The following is a 24,674-nucleotide window of genomic DNA, read 5'->3' on the forward strand; positions in this document are numbered from 1 at the left end:
CGGGGAAGGCCGTCAGCCTGAAGTCGTGGCCCCGAGCGAGGCCCGCGCCGCTCGTCGCTCTCCCTTGGCCGCCACCGAGCGGGCCGGGAGGTCCCCCATCGACAGGAGACCGGGACGCGCCTCGACGACCGCGGCGGCGGCATTGACCGCCGCCGCGATCGTGCTGAGGAAGGAGTCGAAGCCCACGGAGGAACGAAGGTCGATGACGTGCTCCTCTCCGACGATCCGATAGTCGTCACCCGCGGCCACCTCGTCGGCCGGCTCGAAGAACCCGAACGTGATCTCCAGGTCGATCACCACCTCGCCCTTGAGCACGCCCCGGGCGGCATGGGTGACAGCCGCGATCTGCCCCGGTTCGATGCACAGGTGGTCCCCGGCCCGCGGCGACGTCGTCACGAGAGCGGGTTCGACGTCTCCCACGTCCACCGAGTCGAGATCCCATCCGAGGCCTGCCGCGAGCGCCCCGATGGCCTGCTCGAAGCCGTAGTGCCCGACGACCTCGCCCCGGCTGCGAGCCGTCGCGAACTCGCGCGCGGTCAGACCGAGGCCGAACTTCGACAGGATCGCGCCGTAGCGCGACATGTTCGCCCGTCGGCGGATGCGCACGCTCTCCACACGCTGGGTCAGCGCGGTCAGCAGGAGAGGAAGGGTGTCCATCAGGATGCCCGGGTTCGCCCCGCTGCCGAGGACGGTCACGCCGTGCGCCTTCGCCGTGTCGTCGAGCCGTCGGGCCAGGTCGGGATGGCTCTGCCAGGGATAGGCCAGCTCTTCGCAGATGCTCAGGACGTTGTACGAACGCTCCAGCAGCGGCAGCAGGACGTCGGCCACCCTGCGCAGATCCGAGATGGTGGCCACGATCGCGAGGTCGGCGGCGGGCAGGTCGGCCGGGTCGCTCACGACGACGACACCGTTCGCGGCGCCACCGAGCAGCTCTCCGAGGTCCTGACCCACCACGCGGGGGTCCTGGTCCACTGCTCCGACGATCTCCACGTCCGCGCGTTGCAGCAAGGAAGAAGCGATGGCCCGGCCGGTGGCACCGAGACCCACAACGACAGCCTGATTACTCAAAGTCACTCCCCTGGGCTCCCCGGTCGGGTAAGCCCACGACACGGTGTTCAGCACGACTGGACTTCACCTGTGGCGGTTGCCTCGTACCTCACTGTCGCCAGCCGCGGCCGCGGTGAGAACGACACTGAGCACCTGCTTCCGCCGGATGCGGTGCACGGTGCACGGGCCGGTCGCGCCCTTGCGCTCATACGGTGGTCGACAGCTGGGCGTAGACGGCCGGTCGGCGCGCCCGCAGGACGAGGGCCTGCACCGCTCCGGCCACGGCCGAGAGGGCGACGAGCCCGCCGATTACCCAGGCGCCCCCGATGGTGCCGACGAGGAGCGGGAAGTTCGCGGCCATCAGGTAGACCACAGAGGCCAGGCCGAGGAAGGCCACGGCCGGGGCCACGACCGTGCGCCACACCGACCGCTGCTCATCGGCGCGCCGGAAGAAGCCGATGACCGCGAGGCTGGTGGCCGCCATCAGCAGGACGATGCCGAGGGTGGCGGCGCCGGAGAACCAGGCGTAGAGGTCCCCGATCGGGTCGAGGCCGAGCGCGGCGACGACGAGCGTGGTGACGAACGCGATCGCCGAGGCGACGGCGGAGGACGCGGACGGCGCGCGGTGCCGGGGGTGAACGACACCCAGCGACGCCGGAAGCGCGCCGGCCCGGGACAGTGCGAACTGGTAGCGCGTCACGACGTTGTGGAAGGCCAGCACGCACGCGAACTGACTGGTGATCAGGAGCGCCTGCATCACGTCGGCCCAGACGGACCCGACGTACCTGTCCGCCAGCGTGAGGACCAGGCCCTCGGGGTCGGCCTTCGCGGCGCCGGTCACCGCGTCGACGCCGACGCCCACCACGATCGCCCACACGGTGAACGAGTAGAAGATCCCGATCGTCAGGATCGCGACGTACGTCGCCCGCGGGACCGTGACGTCGGGGTCCTTCGCCTCGCTGCGGAACACCGCCGTCGCCTCGAAGCCGATGAACCCGAAGACGGCGAACATGATGCCGAGGCCCACGGAGCCGGTCCCCGTGATCGAAGGCGACAGCGGCTCGGCAGTCAGGCCGTGGGCTCCACCGTGGCCCACGACGCCGAGGTCCATGACCAGGAGCAGCAGGGATTCCAGCACCAGCACGGCACCGAGCACCTTGGCACTCAGCTCGATGTCGCGGTAGCCGAGGAAGGCGATGACGCCGAGCGAGACGAGTGCCCACGACCACCACGGGGAGCCGACGTCGGCGTACCGCTCGATGATGTTGCTCGTCGCGACGCCGACGTAGGCGTTCACCCCGACGAGAAGCAGCGTGTAGGAGAAGAGCGCGAGCGTCGCGGCCGAGAGACCGGGTACGCGGCCGAGTCCTGCCTGGATGTACGCGTAGAAGGCGCCCGCGTTGCGCACCCGTCCGGCCATCGCCGTGAACCCGATCGCGAAGACCAGCAGCATCACGGTGGACAGTGCGAAGTACAGCGGCATCCCCGGGCTGCCGCTCACGGCGAAGGCGAGCGGCACCCCGCCGGCCACCAGCCCGAGCGGCGCCGCCGCGGCGGCGACCATGAACACGATCTGCGACACGCCGAGCCCGCGGTTGAGCGGGTCGCCCGCCCCCGCTTCACCGCCGGGCGCTTCGACGTGTCCTGTCTTGGAGAGGTCGGCCATCTCGACCACCTTTCGGCTCACGGGCCGGCACCGGCCCGTCGTGGGTGGATGAACGCGTGCGTGAGGCGGTGCGTCGACGCGAAGGGAAACGGAGCGGCTCCCGCGCAGCGGGGCGAGGAGATCCGGTGCGCGTCTCTCCGGCTCAGCCCCGGCAGGACGCGACGGCAACGAGCTGTTTAGTGCCACTGAACGGCAGGGGGCAAACGTCTATCACGCCGGCCCCGACGCCGCAATGGCGCCGACGAGGCCGGCCCCACGCGGACCCCCGACCAGGCGTCCTGCTCCTCGAAGGGCCGAGCCGCGGCCTCGCTGAAGGCCCCGGTCCGGGAGTCGACCACCGTACGAACGCAGCGGCGCGACCTGCCTGTGCACGGTGCACCGGGCCCCGGCGAAGGAGGTGCCCGCTGTCGTTCTCGCAGGCGGTCGCGGCTCGCGACAGTGAGGTAACCGCCACAGGAACAGCGAGGAAACGTCATGACAGCTGAGGTGTTGGACGCCGTCGAGGAATTCGACGTGGTGATCATCGGAGCAGGGATCTCCGGGATCGGCGCGGCCACCTATTTCAGCCAGGAGCTCCCCGAGAAGTCGCTCGTCGTGCTGGAAGCGCGCGACGACATCGGGGGCACCTGGGACCTGTTCCGCTATCCCGGCATCCGCTCGGACTCCGATCTCCACACGTTCGGTTACGCGTTCAAGCCCTGGCGCCACGAAGCCGCGATCGCCGACGCTCCCCTCATCAAGGAGTACCTCCAGGAAACAGTCGGGGAGAACGGCCTGGAGCGCGTCCTCAGGCTCCGCCACCGGGTCATCCGCTCGGAATGGTCCTCGGCGGACTCGCGGTGGACGCTCACCGTCCAGACGTCGGACCCCGCCACGGGAGCGACCCGGACCAAGACGATCCACGCGGGATGGGTCTTCGCCGCCACCGGCTACTACCGCTACGACGAGGGGTTCTCCCCGGAGTTCCCCGGGCGGGACGACTTCGGGGGCCGGATCGTCCATCCGCAGCACTGGCCCGAGGGACTCGACTACAGCGGCAAGAAGGTCGTCGTCATCGGCAGCGGTGCGACCGCGATCACGCTGGTGCCGGCCATGGCCCGCGGGACGGGCGCCGCCGGGCACGTGACGATGCTGCAGCGCACCCCCACCTACGTCATGGCGCTTCCCCGGGTCGACCGGGTCGCCCTGGCGCTCACCAGGCTGCTCGGAGAAGAGCGCGGGTACGCCGTGACGCGGTTCAAGAACATCTGGACCGACCGAGCCGTCGTCAAGGGTCTGCGGACCTTCCCCAAGGCAGGACGCGCGCTGATCCGGCGCGAGAACATCAAGCGCCTTCCCAAGGGATTCGACGTCGACAAGCACTTCAACCCGCCGTACGACCCGTGGGACCAGCGGCTGTGCCTGGCACCGGACGGCGACTTCTTCGACACGATCAAGGAGGGAAAGGCCTCCGTCGTCACCGACGCCGTGGCGCGGTTCAGCAAGCGCGGCATCGTCCTGGCGTCGGGCGAGGAGCTGGAAGCCGACGTCATCGTCACCGCGACGGGGCTGAACCTGCAGCTCTTCGACGGCATGCCCATCGTGGTCGACGGGCGCCAGGTCGACATCGCGGACGCGCTCTGTTACCGCGGCATGCTGCTGAGCGGGATGCCGAACTGGGCGATGGCGATCGGGTACACCACCTCGTCCTGGACGCTCAAGGTGAGCCTGATGTGTCGTTACTTCATCGACCTGGTCAGGCACATGGACGCCCACGGACACGACACGGTGGTCCCGGTCGCACCGTCGGGGACGAGCCTCAGGCCCGTCATGGACCTTCAGGCCGGGTACGCCAAGCGCGGCGAGAAGCTCCTGCCCAAGCAGGGTCCCGAGAAGCCCTGGCGGATGGCGATGTCCTACCCCGAGGACGCCAAGGCCCTGCGCGGACCGGTGACCGACGAGCACCTCGAGTTCGGCGTCCGTCGGGCGGCCGCCCCGTCGCGCGGCGGGAAGCGGGCCACCCGTGCCTGAGACGAGCGGCGCCGAGAGCGTCGACCAGTACGCGACCCTGCCGTCCGGAATGACGATCTGCTTCCGGGACCACGGCGACAGGAACGATCCCGCGATGCTGCTCGTCGCGGGACTGGGCGAGGACCTCACCTTCTGGGGCGACTCGTTCGTCGGCTCGCTCGTGACCCGCGGCTTCCGCGTCGTGGCGCTCGACAACCGGGACGTCGGCCAGTCGACGTTCGTCGCCGCTCCCCCTCCCGGGATCTGGCGTCAGATCGCCGCGCGTCCGCGCGGGGACGCGTACGCGCTGGCCGACATGGCGCAAGACGCCGTCGGCGTACTCGACCACCTCGGGATCTCGCGGGTCCACCTGGTCGGGCGTTCGATGGGCGGAATGATCGCGCAGACGATCGCGGCCTCGGCACCCGAGCGAGCCCTGTCCTTGACCTCCCTCTACTCCACCACCGGGAACCGCAAGGTCGGTCAGCCCTCCCTGTCGACGATGCGGCTCCTCGCCGCCCCGCCGGCGAGGACCAGGACCGCGGCGGTCCGTGCTCACCTGCGGCTCACCCGTCACGTCGCGGGAGTGGGACATCCCATCGACGACGCGGCCGAGGCGGCCATCGCGGCGCGTGGATGGGATCGGAGCGCCGGGGATCCAGCGGCCGGCACGGCGCGCCAGATCCAGGCGATCCAGCGCTCCGGAGACCGCACGGCGGAGCTGAGCAGGATCACGGCCCCGACGCTGGTCATCAACGGCGACCGCGACCCGCTGGTGAACCCGAGCGGCGGCGCCGCGACCGTACGGGCGATCCGCTCGGCCCAGCACGTGGTCATTCCCGGCATGGGTCATCACATCCCCGAGGCGCTCGTCGCCCCCCTCACGACCTACATCTCGCAGCACGCGAACCGCGTGGGTGAAGGAGGAAACCATGCCCGGATCTCGTGAGCCCCGCGCCGCGAGCACCACGGTCGACGTCGTGGTCGTCGGTGCCGGCTTCGCCGGTCTGAGCGCTGCCGAGCGGTTGGTGAGCACGGGGCGGTCGGTCCTCGTCGTGGAGGGCCGTGACCGGGTCGGAGGCCGCTCGCTCTCCGGCGAGGTGGCGGGCGTGAAGGTCGACCTCGGAGCGACGTGGGTGGCACGACGCCACACCGCCGTCCGGGACCTCGCGAGCCGAGTGGGCTGTACGACGACCGCCCAGTTCGACCGGGGTCGCAACGTGCTGTGGATGGCGGGCCGGCGCCGCACGTACAGCGGCACCATTCCCAAGGTCTCCCCCGCGGCCCTGGTGGACATGGCCCGCATGCAGACGGCGGTGAACAAGCTGGTCGCGACCATCGACGTGAACGCCGCGTGGGAGACGCCGGGGGCCGACCGGCTCGACGCCCTCTCGTTCGGCGAGTGGCTCGACCGCAAGAAGGCGCTGCCCGGCACGCGTGCGCTGATGACCGTCATCAGCAAGGTGCAGTGGGGCTGCACCCCCGGAGACGTCTCCCTGCTGCACGCGCTGCGCTACATCCGTTCGGCGGGCGGACTCGATCACATGCTGGACGTCGAGGGCGGTCAGCAGCAGGACCGCTTCGTCGAGACCACCCAGGAGATCGCCGCGCGGGTGGCGGAGCGGCTCGGCGACCGCGTGCGCCTGGAGACACCCGTGCGCCGCATCGCCCAGGACGAGAACGGCGTCACCGTACGCACCGACTCCGGCGAGATCCGCGCCGGGTACGCGATCGTCACCGCTTCGCCGGCGCACCGCGCCGCCATCGCGTTCGACCCCGCTCTGCCCGAGCGGGCGGAGGGGCTCACGCGCACCTGGCGCATGGGTGTGCTGAGCAAGGCCTTCGTGGCCTACGCGAAGCCGTTCTGGCGGGCCGACGGATGCTCCGGTGAGGCGGTGACCGACACCGGAACCGTGTTCATCACCTTCGACGTGTCTCCCGCCCCCACGGGACCGGGCGTCCTGATGGCCTTCTGCGATCCGCGCGTCTTCGACGGCTTCAGCCCCGAGACCCGGCGCGACCGGGTCGTCCGCCAGCTCGCCGACCTGTACGGTCCGCAGGCCCTCACCCCGATCGACTACGTGGACCACTGCTGGGGAGCGGAGCCCTTCGCCCCCGGCGGCCCCAACCCCGCCGTCGCCCCCTACGCCACCACGAGCTACGGCAAGGCGCTGTCCGAGCCCCATGGGCGCGTCCACTGGGCCGGCTCCGAAACCGCGGGCGAGTGGGCCGGCAGCATGAACGGTGCGGTCCTGACGGGCCAGCGCACCGCCGAGCGCGTCGTCAGCCTCCTGTCCCGCGACGTCCGAGAGGGGGCGCCGCGATGAGCGAGGCGCTGTTCCTGCTGGCCGACCTGTGGATGATCTTCGCCGGCTTCTTCTACGGATGGAAGTTCATCCGCCGGTACGGCAACTACCTCCTGGGCCTCGAATGGATGGTCGTCGCGACGTCGGGCAGCAACTTCCTGCTCTGGTCGCTGCTCGGAGCCGAGGGCGACAGCGTCCTGTACGACCTGGCGTACTTCTTCGACGCGTTCTCCCGGTCGGTCGGCATCACGGCCATCCTGGTCATGGGCTTGATGAAGGTCACCCATCGCTACCGGCCGAGCGTCGGCGTCGATGTCGGCGTGTTCGGAGTCGCGATCGTGGCCGGCCTGTTCCTGCGGCACTTCCACGACGCGGATCCCCACACCGACCCCACCGCGTTCTCGGCCGCCGTGTTCTACGTCGTCGTCAATCTCCTCACGGCGGTCTTTCTCGGGTACTTCGTCAAGCGGCTCTGGGCCGCGGGCGCCCGGTGGCCGGCGATCTGGACGGGACTGGTCACCGCGGCCGGGACCACCATCGCGATCACGTACGACTTCTTCCCGCTGCCGTTCGACGACGCGAACCGCACGGTCTTCTACACCGCCGCGCTGGCGACGTGGGGCACCCAGGGATTCGTCTACTTCCGCGCCTACCGCGCGCTGCACGACCGCAACGCGGCCCTGGACGCGAACCCGGCCCCTGCGGCCGGGGCGGCCCTCGCATGAACCCGGAACCCGAACAAGGAGCGAGTATGGCGAAGAGGCACGTGTACGCCGTGGTGGACCCCGCCAGCGGCAAGCTGGTCAAGGAGTACCCCACCGCGACGGACGAGGTCGTCGCGGGGGCACTCGACGCGGCGGCGGGCGCCTACGCGCAGTGGTCGAGGCAGACCTCCGTGGAGCGGCGCGCCGAGTTGTTGAGCACCGTCGCCACCCTGCACGGCGAGCGCAGCCGGCAGCTCGCCGAGATCATCCACCGCGAGATGGGCAAGCCGGTGGACGAGGCCGTCGCGGAGGTCGAGTTCAGCGCCGCGATCTACCGGTACTACGCCGAGAACGCGCAGGAGTTCCTCACCGACGAACCGATCGAGCTCCTGGAGGGAGAGGGCAGCGCTCTCATCCGTCGCCAGCCGATCGGCGTGCTGCTGGGGATCATGCCCTGGAACTACCCGTACTACCAGGTGGCCCGATTCGCCGCGCCCAATCTCGCACTGGGCAACACCATCGTGCTCAAGCACGCCTCGCAGTGTCCGGAGTCGTCCGCGGCTCTCCAGCAGTTGTTCACGGACGCGGGCTACCCCGAGGGCTGCTACGTCAACGTGCGCGCCACCGGCGAGCAGATCGCCCGCGCCATCGCGGACCCCCGTGTGCGGGGCGTCTCCTTCACCGGATCGGAACAGGCCGGCGCGGAAGTCGCGGCCACGGCCGGGCGCTGCCTCAAGAAGGTGGTGCTCGAACTCGGCGGCTCGGACCCGTTCGTCGTGCTGTCGACCGACGACCTCGACGCCACGGTCCAGGCGGCCGTCGAGGCGCGGTTCGAGAACGCCGGGCAGGCGTGCAACGCCGGGAAGCGCTTCATCGTCGCCGAGGACGTCTACGACGCCTTCCTCGACGGTTTCACCCGGAAGGTGCTCGCCATGACCGACGGTCTGGCGCCGCTCTCCTCGGTCGCGGCGGCTGAGTACGTCGAGGAACAGGTCAAGCGAGCCGTCGACGAGGGGGCGACCTTCGTCTCCGCAGGACAGCGCGAAGGGGCGTACTTCCCGCCCGGCGTGCTGACGGGCGTCTCGCCGACGTCGCCGTCGGCCGCCGAGGAGCTCTTCGGCCCCGTCGCGACCGTCTACCGCGTCGGATCCGAGGACGAAGCCGTCGATCTGGCGAACGACACCCCGTACGGGCTGGGCTCGTACGTGTTCACGACGGACGCCGAACAGGCGCAGCGCGTCGCCGACAGGATCGACGCCGGCATGGTCTTCGTCAACGGCGTCGGCCTCGAAGGCGCGGAACTGCCTTTCGGCGGGGTCAAGCGGTCCGGTTTCGGCCGCGAGCTGGGCCGGGCGGGAATCGACGAGTTCGCCAACAAGAAGCTCATCCGCACCGTTCTGACCTGATCGCCGCACCGCACAGAGGGAAATCTGCCATGACGATCGAATTCGACGCCGCTGTCTTCAGGACGCCGAACGCACCACTGACCATCGAGAGAGTGGCTCTGCCCTCGACGCCTCCGCCCGGCGAGGTGCTCGTCCGGCTCAAGGCGAGCGGGGTGTGCCACAGCGACCTGCACGTGCTCGCGGGCGACTGGGCGGTGCCCTCGCCGATGATCCTCGGCCATGAAGGGTCCGGGATCGTCGAGAGTGTCGGCGAAGGTGTCGCGACGCTGAAGAAGGGCGACCACGTCGTGCTGTCCTGGACGCCTTCGTGTCGCCGCTGCCGCTATTGCGTCAGTGGCAGGCCCGTTCTCTGTGACATGGTCAGCCGGCACTCGGCGAACCACCTGTCGTTCGACGGCCGGTCGCGGGTCACGTCCGTGGACGGGGGCGACGTCTACAGCTTCGCGGGCCTCGGAACGTTCGGCGAGTACACCCTCGTGCCCGAATCGGGCGCGATCGCCATCCGGGACGATGCCCCGTTCGAGCAGGCGGCTCTGGTCGGATGCGCCGTCACGACCGGCGTCGGCGCGGCCGTCAACACCGCCAAGGTGCGGCCGAGCGACACCGTGCTGGTCCTCGGCTGCGGCGGCGTCGGTCTGAACGCGATCCAGGGGGCTCGCCTCGCCGGCGCCCGGAAGATCATCGCCGCGGACCTCTCCGACGAGAAGCTGGAGCAGGCACGGGTCTTCGGCGCGACCGACCTGATCAACAACGGCCGCGAGGACTTCGCGGACAGGGTGCACCAACTCACCGACGGACGCGGTGTGGAGATCGCCATCGAGGCCATCGGGCTGCCCCGCACCATCGAGTCGGCCTACGCGGTCCTGGCCCGAGGCGGCACGGCGGTCGTCGCCGGGCAGGTCGCGGACGGCATGAGGATCTCCATCGACCCCTTCGTCATGTCCGATCAGGAACTGTCGCTCATCGGCTCGAACTACGGATCGAGCAAGCCGGACTCCGACTTCCCGTTGCTGATCGACCACTACATGGACCACCGCATCGATCTGGACTCGCTCGTGACGAGCGTGATCGGCCTTCAGGACATCGACGAGGCGTTCGACCAGATGAAGCGCGGCATCGGCATCCGCTCGGTGATCACGTACTGAAAGGCAGGGGCAACCTCATGGCCCTGGAATCATCACGCTCGGCCTTCGAGCGAGCCCGTCGCAGCGTCGGCGGGGGTGTGGGATCGGGCCTGCGCGCCGCGATGCCGCCCCATCCGCTCTTCGTGCGCGAGGCGCGGGGCGCGTACGTCTGGGACCTGGACGGCGACCGGTACATCGACTACGTGATGGCCTGGGGCCCCCTCGTCCTCGGTCACGGTGACCCCCGCGTGGTGTCCGCCGTGTCCGAGGTCGCGACGAGGATGCAGGTCGTCGGCACCGGCCACCCGCTCGAGTACCTCGCGGCGGAAGCCGTCCTCGAGGTCGTGCCGCACGGCGAGCGACTGTTGTGGAGCAACACGGGGACCGAAGCGGTGCAGGTGGCGCTGCGCCTCGCGCGAGCCGCCACCGGGCGGCGCCGCGTCCTCAAGTTCGCCAGGAGCTACCACGGCTGGCACGACACCGTGTACGCCGGGATGTCCGAGGACGACTGCGACCGCCCCGCCACCCCCGGTGGGGCGGGGCAGTCGGTCAGCGTCCTCGACGACCTGGTGGTGGCGCGCTTCAACGACGTACAGCTGGCCGAGCGCCTGTTGAGCGAGTGCGTCGAGCGCGACATCGCGGCCGTGCTCGTCGACCCGGTGATGAGCAACGCCGGGGTCGAGGCACCCTCGCCGCGGTTCCTGTCGACGCTGCGGACCCTCTGCGACCGGCACGGCGTCGTCCTCGTCTTCGACGAGGTGATCGCCGGGTTCCGGATCGCACGGGGCGGGGCGGCCGAGAAGTACGGCGTGCTGCCCGACCTGTCCGTCTTCGGGAAGGCGATGGCCGGCGGTTTCACCCAGAGCGCCGTCGTCGGCCGGGCCGTACTGGTCGACCAGGTGACGGCCGACGTCGTCCACGCCGGAACGTTCAACGCCAATCCGATCGCACTGGCGGCCGTCGCGGCGACGATGCGCGTCCTGGCCGATCCCGCGGTCTACGAGCTGCTCGAACGGACCTCGTCCGCGTTCGAGACCCTCGTCGGCGGCGTCCTCGGCTCGTCCCCCGACTTCGGCCGCTTCAACCGGGTCGGCTCGCTCCTCCAGTACGTCCCCGCCGGCGGGGGCACCGGGCTCCACGGAACCAGCGGGCTGTGGACCGTGATCCTCGAAGGGATGCTGCGTCAGGGCTTCCTCTTCATGCCGTCCGGCAAGGTCTTCCTCAGCACGGCACACACCACCGCCGACATCGAGGCGACAGCCGAGGCCCTCGACCGGCTCCTGCGCACGCTGTGACGTCCGCGTCACGCCGCGCACGACCCCACCCACCCCGGGCCAGGCCGCGTGTTCCGTTCCCCCGCGTCCTGGCCCGGTCCCACCTTTCCGGAAGACACCATGCTGAACCTCTCGGTCCTGCTCGAGGACTCCGCCCGCACGCACCCGAACCGCGACGCCGTCGTCCTCGGCGAGACGCGTCTGACCTACGCCCAGGTCGAAGCCGCCGCCAACCAGGTCGCCAACCTCCTGGTCGACCGCGGCGTCTGGCCCGGCGACAAGGTCGCGCTCAGCTGCCCGAACGTGCCCTGGTTCCCGATCGTCTACTACGGGATCCTCAAGGCCGGCGCCGTCGTCGTACCGCTCAACATCCTGCTCAAGGGCCGGGAGGTCGCGTACCACCTCGCCGACGCGGGGGCGAAGGCGTACCTCTGCTTCGAGGGCGGCGAGGGCCTGCCGATGGGTACGGAGGGGCACGCCGGGTTCAGCGGGACTCCGGGCTGCGAGCACTTCTTCCTCATCACCGCCGACCCCGCGGCGGAGAGCCCGATCGCGGGCGTCGAGACCCTGGGCGCCGCGCTGCGGGGTACCGCGACGACGTTCGACACCATCGGGACCTCGGGTGACGACCCGGCCGTGCTCCTCTACACCAGCGGCACGACGGGACAGGCGAAGGGCGCCGAACTCAGCCACGCCAACCTGGTGCTCAACGCCCTGGCGTGCAACCGGCTGTTGGAGAACCGGCCCGCCGTGGACACCCACCTGGTCGTGCTGCCGCTGTTCCACTCCTTCGGCGCGACCGTGCAGATGAACTCCGGCTTCTCGACGGCGAGCACACTGGTGCTGCTCCCACGGTTCGACGCCCGGCAGGCGGTGTCCCTGATGCGGCAGGAGGACATCACCTTCTTCGCGGGCGTCCCCACCATGTGGTGGGGCCTGCTGCAGGCGCTCACCGACGACGTCGACGTCCAGAGGATCGCGCGGAACCTGCGCGTCGGCGTCTCCGGCGGCGCCTCCCTCCCCGCGGAGATCGTCAAGCAGGTCGGGGAGCGCCTCGGCGTCCAGGTCCTGGAGGGCTTCGGCCTCTCCGAGACCTCGCCGGTGGTGACCTTCAGCGATCCGGCGCGAGAGCCCCGGCCCGGCTCCATCGGCGTGCCGATCTGGGGCGTCGAGGTCAAACTCGTCAAGCCGGACTGGTCGGAGGTCGAGGACGACGGCACGGGCAGCGCCGTCGGGGAGATCGCGGTCAAGGGCCACAACGTGATGAAGGGCTACCACGGCCGCCCCGAGGCCACCGCCGAAGCCGTCAGGGACGGCTGGTTCCGCACGGGCGACCTGGCCCGCAGGGACAAGGACGGCTTCTACTACATCGTCGACCGGGCGAAGGACCTGATCATCCGCGGTGGCTTCAACGTGTACCCGCGCGAGATCGAGGAGGTCCTGATGACGCACCCGGCGATCAGTCTGGCCGCGGTCGTCGGCGTGCCGCACGAGAGCCACGGCGAGGAGATCAAGGCGTTCGTCATCCTCGACCGCGGCGCCGAGGCCCGTCCCGACGAGCTTGTCGCCTGGGGCAAGGAGCAGATGGCCGGCTACAAGTACCCGCGCGTCGTGGAGATCGTGCAGACGCTGCCGATGACCTCCACCGGAAAGATCCTCAAGCGCGAACTCACGTGACCGGCAGGCGAAGCGCATGGACATCGGTGGGAAGGACGGCAGATGACAGTGGATGAGAGCAGGCGGAGGGACACGCACCGCGACGGGCTCGGTACGGGGACGGGCGCGGCCCCCGGCTCGCTCGTGGCCGCCTGGAAGGCACGCGTGGCGAGGAACCCGGAGGGCACGGCGCTCCGCTTCTTCGACGGTGCCCTGTCCGCGCGGGAGGTGGACGCGGCGTCGGACGCCCTGGCCGCCGCCTTCGAGGCCCGCGGAACCGGCCGGGGTGATCGCGTCGGGGTGTACCTGCAGAACGTCCCGCAGTACGCGCTGGTGCTGCTGGCCCTGTGGAAGCTCGGGGCCACGGCACTGGGACTCAATCCCATGTACCGGCGCCAGGAGCTCCGCCGGATCGTCGAGGACTCCGGGGCGGTCGGCGTCGTCTGCGCGGACGAGGACGTCCACGAGACGCTCGGCACGCTGGCGGGGAGCACGGTGCGATGGCTCATCAGCACGTCGGCGCTGGACTACCAGTCGAGGAACGATCCGCGGGTCTTCGCGACGGCGCAGCGCCACGCCCCGGCCCCGGACGGCGACCTGGTGGCCCTGATCGCCGAGTTCGAGGGGCGCGGCCCCTCGCCCGTGGAGCCGACCCGTGACGACGTCGCGTTCCTGACGTACACCTCGGGGACGACGGGGCCGCCCAAGGGCGCCATGAACACCCACGGCAACGTGCTGAGCGTGGTGGAGACCTGCGCGTCGTGGATGGGGATAGGGGACGGGGACGTCGTGCTCGCCATGGCGCCGCTGTTCCACATCACCGGCGCCGTGGTGAACGCGACGATCTCCCTGCTCACCGACACCACACTCGTCATGGCGGGCCGGTTCCACCCCGAGGTCGCCCTGGAGTCCTTCGCCGAGCACGAGGTGACCTACACGATCGGCTCCATCACGGCGTACAACGCGATCTACGAGCTTCCGCAGGCCGGGCCGCAGCACTTCGCGTCGGTGAAGGCCCTGTACTCCGGCGGCGCGCCGATCCCGCCGGCCACTGTCGAGCGCTTCCAGGAGCGGTTCGGCGTCTACCTCCACAACGGCTACGGGATGACGGAGACGACGTCGGCCGTCATCGCCGTGCCGCCGGGGGACAGAGCTCCGGTGCACCTGCCGAGCGGGACGCTGTCCATCGGCAGGCCGCTGCCGCACCTCACCGCGCGCGTCGTCGACCCGCACGGTGAACCGGTGCCGAGCGGGCAGCAGGGCGAACTCGAGTTGAGCGGGCCGCAGGTGGTGCCCGGCTACTGGGAGAAGCCCGAGGCCACCCTCCGGACGATGCCGGGAGGCCTGCTCCGTACCGGCGACGTCGCCGTCATCGACGAGCAGGGCTGGGTGTACCTGGTGGACCGGCTCAAGGACCAGATCAACGTGTCCGGGTACAAGGTCTGGCCGCGCGAGGTCGAGGACGCCCTGTACGAGCACCCGTCGGTGCTTGAGGCGGCCGTCATCGGGCAGCCGGACGCCTACCGAGGCGAGACCGTCGTCGCCTACGTCTCGCTCAAGGCGGGTCTGAACGCCACGCAGGAGGAGCTGATCGCCTTCTCCCGCGACCGGCTGGCCGCCTACAAGTGTCCCCGCACGATCCGTTTCATCGCCGACCTGCCCAAGACCCAGAGCGGCAAGATCCGGCGCGCCGAGCTTCGCGGCCTCGACGGCCCGGGGCCGGATTCCCCCTCGAAGGACTGATCCATGAGCGAGAACCACACCAACCAGGGCCGCTTCTCGGGCCGCACCGCCGTCGTGACCGGAGCGAGCCGGGGCATCGGTCTCGCCGTCGCGGAACGGCTCGTCGCCGAAGGCGCGCGCGTGTGCATCACGGCCCGCAAGGCCGGACCCCTCGAAGAGGCGGCCGCCGCTCTTCCCCCGGGCAGCGTCATCACCGTCGCCGGCAGGGCGGACGACCCCGACCACCGCCGCGAGGTCTTCGACACCGTGGCGCGCGAGTTCGGCGGTCTGGACGTCCTCGTGAACAACGCGGGCATCAATCCGGCGTACGGCCCCGTCGTCGGCCTGGACCTCGACGTCGCCCGCAAGGTGCTCGAAGTCAACGTCCTGGCCACCCTCGCCTGGGTGCAGGACGCCGTGGCCCACCCGAAGCTCGGCTTCACCGCACGCCACGGCACCGTCGTGAACCTGTCCTCCGTGACCGGCGACACCCCGGCCCCCGGCATCGGCCTCCCCGGAGTGAGCAAGGCGGCGGTGTCCCACCTGACCAGGACCCTGGCCGTCGAACTCGGCCCGCAGATACGGGTCAACGCGGTGGCCCCCGCCGTGGTGAAGACCCGCTTCGCGGAAGCCCTGTACGAGGGCAGGGAGACCGAGGTGGTCGCCGGCTATCCCCTGCGGCGTCTGGGCGTGCCCTCGGACATCGCCTCCGCCGTGGCGTACCTGGCCTCCGAGGACTCCTCCTGGGTCACCGGCCACGTCCTCACCGTCGACGGAGGCCTCACGGTCGCCGGCGGCACCGCGTAACGACCCGCGCCCCCCGACAAAGGACTGCCATGACTTTCCCTCACCTTCCTCCTGAGATCGCGGAGCTGCGTGAGCGCACGCGCCGTTTCGTCCGCGAGGTCGTCGTCGACGCGGAGCCCGTACCGGGCGGACGTCTCGACCAGGCCACCCGCGACCGGCTGCAGGCCGCGGCCAAGGACGCCGGCGTCTTCGCGCCGCTCGTGCCGGCGGAGCACGGCGGGCTGGGCCTGCCCGTCGAGCACTGGTCACCGATCCTGCAGGAGGCCGGCTACTCGCCGATCGGCCCCGTCGCCCTCAACTGCATGGCCCCCGACGAGGGGAACATGCACATGCTCCACCTGATCGCGACCGAGGAGCAGAAGAAGCGCTACCTCGATCCGCTGGCGGCGGGGGACGTCCGGTCGTGCTTCGGCATGACCGAGCCGCACCCGGGAGCGGGATCCGACCCGGCGGCGCTGCTGACCACGGCCGTGCGCGCCGACGGCGGCTGGGTCATCGACGGCCACAAGCGCTTCACGAGCGGCGCCGTCGGTGCCGCGTTCTGCATCGTCATGGCGAGGACTCCCGCCGTGGACGGCTCCCCCGAGGGGGCCACCATGTTCCTGGTCGATACGGACAACCCCGGGGTCCGGGTCGGCGAGGCGATCCACACCGTCGACCGTTCCATCGACGGCGGCCACCCGCACGTGTACTTCGAGGCCTGCTTCGTCCCGGACGACGCGGTGCTCGGCGAGGTGGGGCTCGGCTTCCGCTATGCCCAGGTGCGGCTCGGACCGGCCCGTCTCACGCACTGCATGCGATGGCTGGGGCTGGCGCGGCGCGCGCACGACATCGCGCTGGACCGGGCGGGGAAGCGGGAGCTGTTCGGCGGTCCGATCGACTCGCTCGGCCTGGCGCAGCACCTGATCGCCGAGTCGGTGATCGACATCGAGACGTCCGACGCGATCATCACCAAGACCGCGGCCCTGCTGCACAGCGACCCGAAGGCGGGCTCGGCCATGTCGTCGATCGCGAAGGTGCACTGCTCGGAGGCGGTCTTCCGGGTGATCGACCGCGCCATCCAGATCTGCGGCGGCGACGGGGTCTCCGACGGCCTTCCGCTGGCGCAGTACCTGAACGAGGTCCGCCCGTTCCGCATCTACGACGGCTCCAACGAGACCCACCGGTGGGCCATCGCCCGCAGGGCCTCGGCCGGCCGGCGCACCGCTGTCCGGGCCGGTGAGCCCTACCGGGGCGACGCCGTCGTAGGCCGGAAGGGGGGCGCGTGATGCACAGCGTCCCCGACGGCGTGGAGGTCGTCGCGAGCCGGGAGGAGGCCCGCCGCCTCGACAGCCCGCCGCTCCTGGTCCTCGACACGGTCACCGGCTTCCTCGACGCCCACGGCATCGGCAGCGGACCGCTCGCCTGGCAGCGCATCGGCGACGGCCAGTCCAACATCACCTATCTGATCGAGCGCGGCGGCGAGTCCGTCGTCCTGCGCCGTGGGCCGCGGCCGCCGCTGCCGAAGTCGACGCACGACGTGGTGCGCGAGGCCCGCATCCAGAAGATCCTCGGCGAGCACGGAGTACCGGTACCGGAGATCATCGCCGTCTGCGAGGACGCGTCGTTCCTGGGCGTGCCGTTCTACGTCATGGGCCGGCTCGACGGGACGGTCATCACCGACACGATCCCGCCCCACCTCTCCCCTGTCGAGCAGCGCCGGGCCACCAGCGAGGCGGTCGTCGACACCCTCGTCGCCCTGCACGGCATCGACGTGACCCGGGGGGAGGTCGCCTCCCTGGGCTTCCCCGAGGGGTATCTGCGGCGCCAGATCGAGCGGTTCCGCGGTCTGTGGGAGGTCAACACCACGCGCGACCTGCCCGCGGTGGAGCGCATCGGGGACTGGCTCGGCCGCAACCTCCCGACGAGCCAGGCGGCCTCGGTGGTGCACGGCGACTACCGCATGGGCAACCTCATGTTCGCGCCTCGGGCACCCGCCAGGGTCCTGGCGATCCTGGACTGGGAGATGGCCACGCTCGGTGACCCGCTCGCGGATCTGGGATACCTCACCGCCACCTACTCCGAGGCGGGCCGCCCCGCCACCCCGCTCGAACTCACCCAGGTGACCCGGTCGCCCGGCTACCTCACGCAGCGCCGACTGGCAGAGCGCTACCAGCGCCGTACCGGCCTCGACCTGACCCCGCTCCCCTGGTACCAGACCCTCGCCCTGTGGAAGGCGGCGATCTTCTGCGAGGCCATCCACACCCGCTGGAAGCGCGGTGAGCGTCCCCACGACACGTCCTTCGGTCCGTCGCTCGCATCGGGTGTCCCCCGCCTGCTGGAGCGGGCCGGGCAGTACGCCGGCCTGACGGCCGCCACCCGCCGCTGACGCCTGACGGTTCCGTGTACGGATTCGGCCGCCGGGGACTGCCGTGCCCGGGCTCCGTACCGGCAGTCCACTCGGCTGCCGACGACCGTACGAGCGCGGCGGTGGGACCGCCCTGTGCACCGTGCACCGGGCCCGGGCGAAGCAGGTGCCCGCTGTCGTTCTCGCCGACGGTCGCGGCTGGCGACAGTGAGACGAACGCCACGGGAACGGCGAGGAAACACGATGCCGATCGAACCCGCCTGACCGTCGCGCAGCCGCGACGCAGGAGACCAGGGAAGACGGAATTCCCGCGGCCGACCGAACGGTCGATCGGCCGACGATTCAGTTTGAGGGAGAGGATTCACCATGACGGCACAGAAGAAGGCCCAGGCCCTGACGTCGGTGGCGAACGACACACCGGCGGAGGAGATCCTCAGGATCGTGACTCGCGACGGTGGCGTCATCATCCAGGAGTTCCTGACGCAGGAGCAGATCTCCTGTTTCAACGCCGAGATCGAGACGCCGCTCCAAGCGCTCAGCCCGGGCTCGACCCACGAGGACGAGGTCGTGGCCGCTTTCCACGGCAGCAACACCAAGCGCCTCACGAACCTGGTGACGCACAGCGCCACGTTCCGGAGCGAGGTCATCGATCATCCCCTGGTCCACGAGATCAGCGACCTGGTCTTCCTCCAGGAGTCGGGCACGTACTGGATGACCACCGCGCAGGTGATCGAGATCGGTCCCGGCAACAAGGCGCAGATGCTGCACCGTGACCTGGAGAACTGGTTCCCGTTCATCGGCATGGGGCCCGCCGGCCCGGAGATCACCATCAACTTCCTGGTCGCCCTCACCGACTTCACGGAGGAGAACGGCGCCACCCGCGTCATCCCCGCGAGCAACCACTGGAGCGACTTCGAGGATCGCGGGACTCCCGAGCAGACGTCTCCCGCGATCATGAACGCGGGAGACGTCCTCCTGATCAGCGGCAAGACCGCGCACGGCGGTGGGGCGAACCGGACCGGTGACGAGTACCGGCGGGGCCTCGCCTTCACGTTCAACGCGGGCTTCCTCACCGGCGAGGAGGCGTACCCCTTCCTGGTCGACCGGGAGCTCGCCAAGACGCTCTCGCCGCGCGTCCAGCGCGTGCTCGGCTTCCGCTCCCAGTACCCCACGGGCTCTCCCGGCCTGTGGCAGGTCGACTACGCCGATCTCGGCGACCACCTCGGTCTCTGAGAGCCGGCCGCACCGCACGGCTGCACCCTGCTCGCCCGCCACCGCGGCCCGGGACCGGGGGAACACCCCCGGTCCCGGGCCGCGGTCGACGGCCTCGCGGCACGTTCAGAGCTGGGTGATCGGGCGCATCGCGAGGCCCTCGGTGCCGGCCCAGCCATTGACCCGGGCCGCGTCGTCGACGGAGACGGTGTCGAGGCCGTCGGGCAGGTCGAAGACGAGCGTGCCGCTCAGTTCGGTGCCCTCGCCGGCGACCAGGGTCGCGGTGAAGCGGTCGGACTGGTCGTACTCCGCCTCACCGCCCTCGTCGTTTCCGAAGACGTAGAGACCGGCGTACGCCTTGCCGCCTCCCTCGACGACGACGGGCTCGGTGTCGGGCTCCCCGAGCGAGCGAACGATCGGGGCGTCGTTGCCGGCCGTGAGCCGGACCTGCGGCGCGTCGTTGAGCACGCACGGCGTCTTCGACGTGTTGGTGACGGTCAGCAGGAAGTGGCGGGGGGACTCCCCGGGCCGGTCCTGCAGCTCGACCGCGGTGGCGAGCCCGGCGGCCTCGCAGTCCGCGTACTTCGTGCCGTTGCCGCCGCCGGTCTCGCCGCTGTCCCCGGTCCCCGCGTGCGTCGGACTGCTGCTGCCCGTCCCCGAGTCCCCCGTGGGCGCGGTGGTGTCCGGGGTCGTCCCGGAGGCCGAGGCCGAGCCCGAGGGAGCCGTGGTCGTCGGGGTCGCGGCCTTGTCGTCACCCCCGGAGGACTGGCAGGCGGTGGTCGTCAGCAGCGCCACGACCGCGGTCGCGCCCAGGACGGCGCCGCGCAGGCCTCGACGCCGCGAAGCAGCTCTGATCGTCCGCGTGTTCATGTGTGTTCCTCTTCCCCCGTGACCGAACCGCGTCCGGCCGACATGCAAGCGACAGAACAATCCTTGCCGCTAGGGAGGAACGGTTCACCGGCAGCCCGCTTTTGTTACACCACTCGCACGAACCAGCAGCCGTGGCGTGACCATCGCGCCCCGCGGCCTATGCCAGGGGCAGCTTCGATGCCGGACGGAGGGGTGAGCGAGAAAGGGGCCCGGCATGGTTGAGGCCGAAACAGCACCGTCTTGCGGCATGAACGGCCGGAATTGCCGTGTACGGCAAAGCACCGCCTCGCCACTATGGCTGATGTTCCGTCAGGCTAGACAGCACGTTCCACCACATGGGTTGACGCGTTCCATTGCCGAACGACGGGGATCTTATGCTTTCGACCGGGTCGGGCACTGCCGTCTTACGTGCACAGGAAGCCTCGGGCTGGTTACTGAGGGAACTCACCAGCGGGGGAAGGGTGTCCTTTCGTCTCGCCTGCCAACGACTGACGGCCTGGGAAGAACAGCTCGTCGCGCATGTTCTCGGCCGGCCGGACTTCGAGGTCGTGTCGGACCCGGCCGCGAGCGCCGGCCTCGTGACGGTGACCCGGTCGGCCCTCTTCAGCGTGTCGTTCTGGAAGCCCGGTGAGCTGCCGAGATCACCCTCCGAACCGCTCGCCTGGTTACGGGTGCCGCCGGACGTACTGGAACTGGCCGAGGAGGAGGCCCGGTCCGTCGCGGCACGGGAGGCCGCCGAACTCCACGAAGTCGACGCCCTTCTCCGGGAATGGGAAACAAAGGGGGAGATCGACAGCCGTCTGGACCGGCTCGCGGATTGGGTCGAGCGGGTCGAGACGGTGTACATATTCGTGGGCCGCGACGTCTTCTCGAAGTCCGACGCGGGCAGCAATACCCTGACACGAGAGGGCCGTCTGTCCGATCTTCGGCTTCGCCCGGTGGACAGCTGGAGCGCGGCGGACCGGTTATTCGTGGTCCTCGCGTACTGCCTGTTCAGCAGCGGCCGATCCGTCCGGTTCGAGGAATTCAACGGCCGGCAGCTCTCGGCGACCCGGCTGCGGCAGTACTTCCTCGATCGGCACGCGCATTACTCCGCCGCCGTCGGGCGTCCCTCGCATGATCTTCACGGCATCGGGCTGCTGGAGCTGGCGGAGGAGGTCCGGACTCTCCAGGAAGAGGTCGACCGGCACTCGCCCCTGATGCGCTACCGGCGCATCAACGGCCTGACCTTCGTCAAGAACGAGTACCTGGCGGAGTTCCCGCACCCCCGCGACCCGGACGGCCTTCCCGAGCTGGTCGCCCGCCACGGCAGCGAAAGGCTGGGCGTCGAGCCGACGGGCCGGGTACGGGACGACCTGCGCGCCCTGGCGGTCGCCGCCGTCCTCGTCGACGCCCGGTCCGGCGAGGACGCCGAGGTGTCGGCGGGCGCCGGACTCCGGGCCGGACACGGCGCCGTCGGTGAACTCCTCGCGGCCATCGTGCTCTCGGCCGTCTGCTCCACCGACTCCGACTACGGCATGAGCAGCGCGGTCCGCGATCTGACGCGGCTGCGCGGCGCGCGTCCCGGGGGTGCCGAGGGTGTGCTGGAACTGGGGAAGAGGGACTTCGTCTGCTGCTGTCTGCCTCACCCCACGCGGATGGCCGACGTCGGAGACGACACCTCGTCCGTCCTGTGGCGGGCGGCCCAGCGCATGATGTACAACCGCTGGCACTTCGCTCCCGGGGAGTTCGACCGCGAGGACATTCCCGAGACGCGGCACTACTTCTTCCCTCCCCAGATCCCCGACATCGCCGAGCACGCCGAGCACCACCACGGCGGCCACGCCGCTTCTCGGGTGCGCTTCACGATACGAGCGCCGGGAGCGCAGGTGTGGCACCCGCCGTTCACCGTCTTCGGGCACGGCTTCCGCGGCTGCTACGACATCCGGCTCGTGCGCATGGAAGGCCCGGCCTACACCCTTCGGGAGCTGCGCGAAGCCGTGCGCCACTGCTCGCTCGTCGACGAGTTGTGGCGCACCCTCGCGGACGGCGTCCAGCACGGCAGCCTGCCCGTACGCCCCCTGGGCGGCTTCGACCGCGACTGGTACGCGTCACGGGGCTGGGAACGGCTGGACGGGTACGTGCGCGCGGCCGGCGCGCTTTCCGTTCCCGGCTGAACGTCGCCCCCCCGGCCCGGTGACACGGCCGGTGACTCGGCCCCTTCGAGGAGGACACCCCGTAGATGAGCGAGCAGAGTCTAGGTCCCGCCCAGAACCCTCCCCCGCCCGCCGACGTCATCGGCACCCTCGCCCGCCGCAGCTGCCAGGACACCCGGCACCGTCTCCACTACCGCGACGGCGACGAGGTCCGTTCCCTGAGCCTGGCCGATTTCGACGCCGCTGCCCTACGCGTGGCGGCCCGGCTTCACGCGCTGGGGATCCGTGCCCGTGACCGTGTCGGCATCATGGCGCCGAACCGGATCGAGTGGGTGCTGCTCGATCTGGCCCTGCTCAAGCTCGGTGCGGTGACCGCGGGCATCGAGCCGGACCGGTACGAGCCGGCGGCCGTGCTCGCCGAGTTCGGTCTCGCCCTGCTCTTCACCGACGCCCCTCGCCCCGGGGACGCCGGACCGGATTCCGGTGCCGTGCGAGGCATCGCTCAGGTCCGGGAGTGGGCCTTCGGCCCCTCCGGAGAGCCCACGGGTCCCTCCGGCCCCCCTCCCCACCCCGGCTACGATCCCGCCGGCATCTGCGCGATCAAACAGACCTCCGGGAGCACCGGCCCTCCCAAGGGCATCGAGGTCACCGTCGCCAGCGTCAACCAGTCACTGGCCGCCGTCCAGGAGATGTTCGGTCACGGCGACGGCGACAACCTGCTGGTGTTCCTGCCCGTCAGGTTCCTGCAGCAACGCTACTGGCTCTACTCCGCCCTCTTCCACGGTCACGATGTCACCCTGGCCGACCGGGTCACCGCCGAGACGACGGCGCGGGCGGTCTCTCCCACCGTCGTCATGGGCGTGCCCGGCTTCTACGAGCAGCTGAAGGCCCGGCTCGAAGCGGACGGCGTCTCCGCCGATCGCGCGGACCGGGGGGCGGCGATCCAGCGGGCGCTGGGCGGTCGCGTCCGCTACCTGTGGACCGGTTCCGCCCCCGCCGGACGACAGGTGCTGCGGTTCTTCAACGATGCCGGTGTTCCCCTGTACGAGGGCTATGGACTGAACGAGACGTGCATCGTCTCCAAGAACCATCCCGGGGCGTTCCGGCTGGGCAGCGTGGGAAAGGTCCTGCCGCACAAGCGGATCCGGTTCGACGAGGACGGAGTGCTCGTCGTCGGCACCAGCGCCCCCGTCAACACCCGCTACACCTGGTGCGCACCCGGCACGAGCGAGAAGGTGTTCCTGCCCACCGGTGAGGTCAGGACCTACGACGTCGGCCACGTCGACGAGGACGGCTTCCTCTACATCGACGGCCGTGTCGACGACATCGTCACCCTGAGCGGCGCGCTCAACGTCCTGGTCCCCCTCGTGGAGGAACGCGTCAGGGAACTCCCCGGGGTGCACGACTGCGCGGTGTTCGGCGACGGGCGGCCCTACCTCACCGTGGTGGTCTCTCCTGCCGCCTCGTCCGGCGGCGGGGGCGGGACCGTCGGGCGGCGGAGGTGTCGGGAGGAGCTCGCCCGGGGCCTGGCCAAGTTGAACGGTGAGCTCCGTTACGAGCAGCGCGTCTACGCGGCCGTCGTCGCGGAGGAGCCGTTCTCCATCGACAACGGCCTTCTGAACGCCCAGTACAAGCTGGTGCGAGGACGGATCGGAGCGCGCTACGCCCGGGACCTGGAGCGGGTCTACGACGAGCACCGCGTCTACAACGACGGCACGATCGGTGGCGCACCGGTGGTGGTGAGGGAAGCGGAGGGACAGGAACCGTGAGCTGGGACAGGCTGGCCGACCTCGAACTGGGCAATGACCGGGTGGCGCTGCGGCGTGTCCGCGTCAGCGACGTCGAGGCGTTCTCGCAGATCGTGTACGAGCCGGAGATCTGGCGCTACTTCGTCCAGCGCATCGAGACGGCGGACGATCTCCACGCGTTCGTCGAGACCGCGATCAAGGACACGCTGACCGGTGGCCGGATCGTGTTCGCCGTCATCGACAGGTCCGACGGACGGATCGTCGGCAGCACCGCGTACGGCAATCTCCTCCCTGCCGACCGCCGGCTGGAGATCGGCTGGTCCTGGCTGTACGCGGGGGCTCGCCGGACCGGTGTCAACCGAGCCGTCAAGCTCGCCCTCCTCGACCACGCGTTCGACGAGATGGGCTGTGAACGGGTCGAGTTCAAGACCGACGTCCTCAACACCGGAGCACGCGCGGGGCTGGCCGGCATCGGGGCGCAGGAGGAGGGCGTCCTGCGCAGCTTCAACGTCATGCCGGGCGGGCGCCGCCGGGACGTCGTCTACTACAGCATCCTGCGCGACGCCTGGCCCACGGTCCGCAAGGAACGGTTCGAGGCCAGGGGGGCCGGCCTGGCGGCCGGAGCCACGGGCACGGCGGACACCGACGTCTGAGTCCGGCA

The 24,674-nt window shown here is 70.4% G+C and carries 19 protein-coding genes; 16 read left to right on the forward strand and 3 right to left on the reverse strand.

What is annotated here, in order from left to right:
- Nucleotides 1–12: 12 nt before the first annotated feature.
- Together ABTY59_RS32420 and ABTY59_RS32425 are read right to left on the reverse strand one after the other, a co-directional pair.
- Nucleotides 13–1,122 (reverse strand): dihydrodipicolinate reductase, encoded by a 1,110-nt coding sequence (locus ABTY59_RS32420; protein ID WP_352022672.1) that lies wholly within the window; start codon nt 1,120–1,122, stop codon nt 13–15.
- A gap of 130 nt (nt 1,123–1,252) precedes the next feature.
- Nucleotides 1,253–2,734 carry an APC family permease gene (locus tag ABTY59_RS32425; RefSeq protein WP_352022673.1) on the reverse strand — a complete coding sequence of 494 codons (1,482 nt, stop codon included), beginning with the start codon at nt 2,732–2,734 and terminating at the stop codon, nt 1,253–1,255.
- A gap of 453 nt (nt 2,735–3,187) precedes the next feature.
- Here ABTY59_RS32425 and ABTY59_RS32430 point away from each other — a divergent pair, with 453 nt between their 5' ends.
- The 13 genes from ABTY59_RS32430 (at nt 3,188) to ABTY59_RS32490 (ending at nt 19,281) form a co-directional block, all read left to right on the forward strand.
- On the forward strand, nt 3,188–4,723 hold the full coding sequence (locus ABTY59_RS32430) for a flavin-containing monooxygenase (RefSeq protein WP_352022674.1): 1,536 nt from the start codon (nt 3,188–3,190) through the stop codon (nt 4,721–4,723).
- The gene (locus tag ABTY59_RS32435) at nt 4,716–5,651 is read left to right on the forward strand and encodes an alpha/beta fold hydrolase (protein ID WP_352022675.1); all 936 of its coding nucleotides are present in this window, start codon (nt 4,716–4,718) and stop codon (nt 5,649–5,651) included. The genes ABTY59_RS32430 and ABTY59_RS32435 overlap by 8 nt, the downstream gene beginning before the upstream one ends.
- Nucleotides 5,635–7,029, forward strand: coding sequence for a flavin monoamine oxidase family protein (locus ABTY59_RS32440; RefSeq protein ID WP_352022676.1), 1,395 nt, complete (start codon nt 5,635–5,637; stop codon nt 7,027–7,029). Before ABTY59_RS32435 ends, ABTY59_RS32440 begins: the two co-directional genes overlap by 17 nt.
- Complete coding sequence (locus tag ABTY59_RS32445) at nt 7,026–7,733, forward strand: transporter (RefSeq protein ID WP_352022677.1); 708 nt, start codon at nt 7,026–7,028, stop codon at nt 7,731–7,733. The genes ABTY59_RS32440 and ABTY59_RS32445 overlap by 4 nt, the downstream gene beginning before the upstream one ends.
- Before the next feature lie 26 nt (nt 7,734–7,759).
- A complete protein-coding gene (locus ABTY59_RS32450; protein ID WP_352022678.1) occupies nt 7,760–9,118 on the forward strand; it encodes an NAD-dependent succinate-semialdehyde dehydrogenase in 1,359 nt (452 codons plus the stop codon).
- A 29-nt stretch (nt 9,119–9,147) separates the two neighbouring features.
- On the forward strand, nt 9,148–10,263 hold the full coding sequence (locus ABTY59_RS32455) for a Zn-dependent alcohol dehydrogenase (RefSeq protein WP_352022679.1): 1,116 nt from the start codon (nt 9,148–9,150) through the stop codon (nt 10,261–10,263).
- 17 nt (nt 10,264–10,280) lie between these two features.
- Nucleotides 10,281–11,537, forward strand: a complete 1,257-nt coding sequence (locus tag ABTY59_RS32460; RefSeq protein ID WP_352022680.1) for an aspartate aminotransferase family protein — start codon at nt 10,281–10,283, stop codon at nt 11,535–11,537.
- Nucleotides 11,538–11,636: 99 nt separating this feature from the next.
- Nucleotides 11,637–13,193, forward strand: coding sequence for a long-chain-fatty-acid--CoA ligase (locus tag ABTY59_RS32465; RefSeq protein WP_352022681.1), 1,557 nt, complete (start codon nt 11,637–11,639; stop codon nt 13,191–13,193).
- A gap of 42 nt (nt 13,194–13,235) precedes the next feature.
- Nucleotides 13,236–14,915 carry a class I adenylate-forming enzyme family protein gene (locus tag ABTY59_RS32470; protein ID WP_352022682.1) on the forward strand — a complete coding sequence of 560 codons (1,680 nt, stop codon included), beginning with the start codon at nt 13,236–13,238 and terminating at the stop codon, nt 14,913–14,915.
- Nucleotides 14,916–14,918: 3 nt separating this feature from the next.
- Entirely contained in the window at nt 14,919–15,701 is a 783-nt protein-coding gene (locus ABTY59_RS32475) for an SDR family oxidoreductase (RefSeq protein ID WP_352022683.1), read from the forward strand.
- A gap of 29 nt (nt 15,702–15,730) precedes the next feature.
- Complete coding sequence (locus ABTY59_RS32480) at nt 15,731–16,969, forward strand: acyl-CoA dehydrogenase family protein (RefSeq protein WP_352022684.1); 1,239 nt, start codon at nt 15,731–15,733, stop codon at nt 16,967–16,969.
- Entirely contained in the window at nt 16,969–18,069 is a 1,101-nt protein-coding gene (locus ABTY59_RS32485; RefSeq protein WP_352022728.1) for a phosphotransferase family protein, read from the forward strand. The genes ABTY59_RS32480 and ABTY59_RS32485 overlap by 1 nt, the downstream gene beginning before the upstream one ends.
- A 345-nt stretch (nt 18,070–18,414) precedes the next feature.
- Nucleotides 18,415–19,281, forward strand: a complete 867-nt coding sequence (locus ABTY59_RS32490) for a phytanoyl-CoA dioxygenase family protein (RefSeq protein ID WP_352022685.1) — start codon at nt 18,415–18,417, stop codon at nt 19,279–19,281.
- 105 nt (nt 19,282–19,386) lie between these two features.
- On the opposite strand, the gene ABTY59_RS32495 is transcribed toward ABTY59_RS32490, so the two are convergent.
- Nucleotides 19,387–20,130, reverse strand: a complete 744-nt coding sequence (locus ABTY59_RS32495) for a DUF4232 domain-containing protein (RefSeq protein WP_352022686.1) — start codon at nt 20,128–20,130, stop codon at nt 19,387–19,389.
- Between the two features lie 461 nt (nt 20,131–20,591).
- Here ABTY59_RS32495 and ABTY59_RS32500 point away from each other — a divergent pair, with 461 nt between their 5' ends.
- The 3 genes from ABTY59_RS32500 (at nt 20,592) to ABTY59_RS32510 (ending at nt 24,666) form a co-directional block, all read left to right on the forward strand.
- Complete coding sequence (locus ABTY59_RS32500) at nt 20,592–22,286, forward strand: hypothetical protein (RefSeq protein ID WP_352022687.1); 1,695 nt, start codon at nt 20,592–20,594, stop codon at nt 22,284–22,286.
- Between the two features lie 65 nt (nt 22,287–22,351).
- Nucleotides 22,352–24,034 (forward strand): AMP-binding protein, encoded by a 1,683-nt coding sequence (locus ABTY59_RS32505; RefSeq protein ID WP_352022688.1) that lies wholly within the window; start codon nt 22,352–22,354, stop codon nt 24,032–24,034.
- A complete protein-coding gene (locus ABTY59_RS32510; protein ID WP_352022689.1) occupies nt 24,031–24,666 on the forward strand; it encodes a GNAT family N-acetyltransferase in 636 nt (211 codons plus the stop codon). The genes ABTY59_RS32505 and ABTY59_RS32510 overlap by 4 nt, the downstream gene beginning before the upstream one ends.
- The last annotated feature ends 8 nt before the right edge of the window (nt 24,667–24,674 follow it).

The organism is Streptomyces sp. NPDC096079, from assembly GCF_040303145.1.
In the GTDB taxonomy this organism is placed as follows: domain Bacteria; phylum Actinomycetota; class Actinomycetes; order Streptomycetales; family Streptomycetaceae; genus Streptomyces.

Excerpts from the sequence above, each read along its gene's own strand:
- ABTY59_RS32430 (WP_352022674.1), top strand. The coding sequence starts at position 3,188 with ATGACAGCTGAGGTGTTGGACGCCGTCGAGGAATTCGACGTGGTGATC.
- ABTY59_RS32440 (WP_352022676.1), top strand. The coding sequence starts at position 5,635 with ATGCCCGGATCTCGTGAGCCCCGCGCCGCGAGCACCACGGTCGACGTC.
- ABTY59_RS32445 (WP_352022677.1), top strand. The coding sequence starts at position 7,026 with ATGAGCGAGGCGCTGTTCCTGCTGGCCGACCTGTGGATGATCTTCGCC.
- ABTY59_RS32450 (WP_352022678.1), top strand. The coding sequence starts at position 7,760 with ATGGCGAAGAGGCACGTGTACGCCGTGGTGGACCCCGCCAGCGGCAAG.
- ABTY59_RS32455 (WP_352022679.1), top strand. The coding sequence starts at position 9,148 with ATGACGATCGAATTCGACGCCGCTGTCTTCAGGACGCCGAACGCACCA.
- ABTY59_RS32460 (WP_352022680.1), top strand. The coding sequence starts at position 10,281 with ATGGCCCTGGAATCATCACGCTCGGCCTTCGAGCGAGCCCGTCGCAGC.
- ABTY59_RS32465 (WP_352022681.1), top strand. The coding sequence starts at position 11,637 with ATGCTGAACCTCTCGGTCCTGCTCGAGGACTCCGCCCGCACGCACCCG.
- ABTY59_RS32470 (WP_352022682.1), top strand. The coding sequence starts at position 13,236 with ATGACAGTGGATGAGAGCAGGCGGAGGGACACGCACCGCGACGGGCTC.
- ABTY59_RS32475 (WP_352022683.1), top strand. The coding sequence starts at position 14,919 with ATGAGCGAGAACCACACCAACCAGGGCCGCTTCTCGGGCCGCACCGCC.
- ABTY59_RS32480 (WP_352022684.1), top strand. The coding sequence starts at position 15,731 with ATGACTTTCCCTCACCTTCCTCCTGAGATCGCGGAGCTGCGTGAGCGC.
- ABTY59_RS32485 (WP_352022728.1), top strand. The coding sequence starts at position 16,969 with ATGCACAGCGTCCCCGACGGCGTGGAGGTCGTCGCGAGCCGGGAGGAG.
- ABTY59_RS32490 (WP_352022685.1), top strand. The coding sequence starts at position 18,415 with ATGACGGCACAGAAGAAGGCCCAGGCCCTGACGTCGGTGGCGAACGAC.
- ABTY59_RS32495 (WP_352022686.1), bottom strand. The coding sequence starts at position 20,130 with ATGAACACGCGGACGATCAGAGCTGCTTCGCGGCGTCGAGGCCTGCGC.
- ABTY59_RS32505 (WP_352022688.1), top strand. The coding sequence starts at position 22,352 with ATGAGCGAGCAGAGTCTAGGTCCCGCCCAGAACCCTCCCCCGCCCGCC.